Annotated in this window: 3 protein-coding genes; 1 reads left to right on the forward strand and 2 read right to left on the reverse strand. The window is 32.4% G+C overall.

The genetic code is table 11. From position 1 onward, the window contains the following. Positions 1-167: 167 nt before the first annotated feature. Positions 168-1,472, reverse strand: coding sequence for a sodium-dependent transporter (locus WMO19_RS09555; RefSeq protein WP_349171626.1), 1,305 nt, complete (start codon positions 1,470-1,472; stop codon positions 168-170). A gap of 143 nt (positions 1,473-1,615) precedes the next feature. On the opposite strand from WMO19_RS09555, the gene WMO19_RS09560 reads away from it, so the two are divergent. After that, the gene (locus tag WMO19_RS09560; protein WP_288167317.1) at positions 1,616-1,873 is read left to right on the forward strand and encodes a putative signal transducing protein; all 258 of its coding nucleotides are present in this window, start codon (positions 1,616-1,618) and stop codon (positions 1,871-1,873) included. 90 nt (positions 1,874-1,963) lie between these two features. On the opposite strand, the gene WMO19_RS09565 is transcribed toward WMO19_RS09560, so the two are convergent. After that, a complete protein-coding gene (locus WMO19_RS09565; protein WP_349171628.1) occupies positions 1,964-3,034 on the reverse strand; it encodes an alpha/beta fold hydrolase in 1,071 nt (356 codons plus the stop codon). Positions 3,035-3,189 lie beyond the last annotated feature (155 nt).

Raw genomic sequence — 3,189 nt, forward strand, 5'->3', positions numbered from 1 at the left:
AATGTCCCCTATAAATTATAGGTTACATTCCGCTTAATATAATATTAAATTTGTTCCGTGTTTACGGGTTCACTTCAGATGGGTCTTTTTTCTTGCCTATTTTTATAATTTTTAAATATAAAAAATCGCTTGGCTCATAAAACCAGGCGATTTTTGATTTCTAAAAATTATTTTATAAATTGACTAAAGAATATTATCACTATAACAATAGGTGAAATATATTTTATACTTACATTCATCCATGTTCTTATAAAAGGACTTTTAATGTTTGCTGCTTCTAACAAGTTTTCCATCTTCCAGGCTCTGGCAGAGAAAAGTGCAATTAATAGACATCCTATTACTAAGATGTAATTACTTTCTACATTGTCAATAAAGGCAAAGGCTGGATCATAGAAAATAGATAAAGCTGCAATTGCAATTATTATTATGCTTGCAAGCATAAGAGCTTTTATTCTTTCAAGTTTAAATCTTTCCATAAATTGTCCTACTATTGCTTCTAATACTCCAACTGATGATGTGAAGGCTGCAATGTAAAATCCAAAGTAAAATAAAACTGAAAGGATTCTGCCAAAAGGCACAACATTAAAGGCAAGTGGAAGAGTCAAGAATGTAAGTCCAACGCCTTCTCCTGGTGTAAGCCCTGTTGCAAATACAATTGGAAGAATCATAAGTCCAGATAAAATTCCTGCAAAGACAAGGGCAAGGCAAATTACTGATGAATCCTTAAAGATGTTTTCATCTTTTTCCTTGATGTAGGAACCAAAAACCATGGAGCCAAGCATAGCTAGTCCAAGGGCAAAGAAGGCTTGACCTAGACAAGTTATTATTGAATTCATGGAGAATTTAGAAGGGTCTGGTTTAAATAAAAATGCAAGTCCCTCCTTGGCACCAGGAAGTCTAAGTCCAAAAATAATTATTACAATCATAATTACAAATAAGATTGGAATTAAAATTTTTGATACTCTTTCTATTCCCTTTTGAACTCCTAAAATAATTACTGCATCATTGAGCAAAAAGTTAATTAAGAAAAATAAAAATACCATTGGCTTATTGGCATTAAAAGTATCAAAATAATTTTGTATTCCCTCGCTTGTAAGTCCTACGAAATCTCCGCTAATAGCTCCTGCAATGTATTTTATTATCCAGGCATATATAAGTGAAGTATAACCTACAATAATAACTGCTGCTAGAGTATGAAGATAGCCTGCTAAATACCACTTAGTACCAGGTTTTAAAGTCTTGTAAGCATCTATTGCCGCATTCCCCGTTGCATAACCTATGGTAACTTCACAAGTCATAAGAGGAATCCCTATGACTAAAATAATTAAAATGTATAAAAATATAAAAATTGCTCCACCGTTTTCGCCAACTACATAGGGAAATCTCCAAAGAGTACCTATCCCAAGGGCAAGGCCAATGGCAACCATAATAAATCCAAGGATTGATGAAAATCCTTCATTTTGTTTTGACATACGCTCCTCCTTTTTCATATACTAAAAATAGTATCATAAAATTTATATTTTTTAAATAGATAAAAGCCCTAAAGTGTTTTTCCCAGCTAAATTTTTTAATTTATTTTTCTTCAATTAAGGGTATAATTTTAGCAGGTGATAATATGAAAAAAGACATTGAATATGTAAAACTTGTTACTTCAACTAATAAACTTTTATTTGACGAAATCTGTGCCTTCCTAGAGGACAATTCCATCCCATATTTTGTTAAAGACGAAGGCGATTATATGAGGCTCATCTCTGGATTTTCTCTTTACGAAAAGGGCATCTATGTCTCTGAAGATGACTTTGACAAGGCCAACGAACTCTTAGTTTATTTTATGAATGACAACGACGATACTGAAGATCTAAATTTTGATTAATAATTTTTGTTTAAACTTTTCATAAAAATAAAAAAAAGCTGATGCAGATTTTTTGCGTCAGCTTTTTTGTCTTATAAAAATTTTTTCTATTCAGTTGTCAAAAAAGTTCACAAGGTCTTTAAATACCTTGTCCCTGTCCTCTTCCCTAAAAATTTCATGCTTCATATTCTCATAAAGCTTGGCTTCAATATTCTTGTAGCCAACCTTTTTTAGGGCATCAATTGAACTTTCAAAGCCACTTTCTCCGCCGATTACCACGTCATCCTTACCTGCAAGGAATAAAATTTTAAGATTTGGATTCTTGCACTTAAAGTTTTTAAAATTATTGAGTTCCTTTACACCTTCAAAAACGGCAAGATATCCGCGATTTTTAAAAACTTTAGGCATAAGAGGATCACTCTTTGCATCATCAATGTTATCTTGACTGTAACTTAACCAGTCCCAATTTAATTTCTCGCCAGTGTATAATTTTTTTAGGATAAAAACTGTTCTCTCTTCACCAAAATAAAAATTTATAAAATTTCCAATAAAAATTGCAAGGGAAACTTCTGGAATATAATTTGGTGGACCAGACAAGACTAGCTTATCAATTAAATCATCTGCCTCTTCAAGATAAATTCTTCCAAAAACTGTGCCAAGGGAATGCCCCACCAAATAAATTTCTTTGTCTGGAAACTTCTCTTTAAGAGCCCTTGTAATTGCAATATTATCGTCAACAACTTTTTCAACACCGTCAATGTAGCCGAAGGTGTACTTGTCAGAAAGGGATGCCCCGTGACCTCTGTTGTCAGATATAAAGACGCTGTAATTATTTTCATTTAAAAATTTAATTAGATGAAAATACCTTTCCTTGTGCTCCAAGGCTCCGTGAATAATTTGCACAAGAGCCTTGGGATTTTCCACTGGGAAAAATGCAGCACTAAGAATAAAATCATCATAGGACTTAACCTTAAGGCTCTTGCAGTTTGGAAGCTCATAAAAATCTTTTACATTTCCAAAGTTTTGAAGATCTTGTCTTTGGCCACTGACCTCTTCATCTTTAAATATTAAATCACATTTTAAATTCACGCCTTCATTTTGACTTAAATTGTTTGACTTTCTGTAATGAATTTGCGGAAGCAAAAGAATTATTAAAATAAGTAAAATAATAAAATAAACCATTTAACACCTCAATCTAATTATAGCAAAAGAAAAATAAAAATCTTCCCTTTAAAGAAAAAAAGAAGAACCACCTGGTCCTGAACTGACCCCCAAAAGTTGGACTTAAAAACCAACATAAGGAGGTCAGTTTTTTAATGGCAAAATACAAAACAGAA

The sequence above is a fragment of the Peptoniphilus hominis (ex Hitch et al. 2025) genome, assembly GCF_040096015.1.
GTDB classification, from domain to species: Bacteria; Bacillota; Clostridia; order Tissierellales; family Peptoniphilaceae; genus Peptoniphilus_A; species Peptoniphilus_A hominis.

Excerpts from the sequence above, each read along its gene's own strand:
- WMO19_RS09560 (WP_288167317.1), top strand. The coding sequence starts at position 1,616 with ATGAAAAAAGACATTGAATATGTAAAACTTGTTACTTCAACTAATAAA.
- WMO19_RS09555 (WP_349171626.1), bottom strand. The coding sequence starts at position 1,472 with ATGTCAAAACAAAATGAAGGATTTTCATCAATCCTTGGATTTATTATG.
- WMO19_RS09565 (WP_349171628.1), bottom strand. The coding sequence starts at position 3,034 with ATGGTTTATTTTATTATTTTACTTATTTTAATAATTCTTTTGCTTCCG.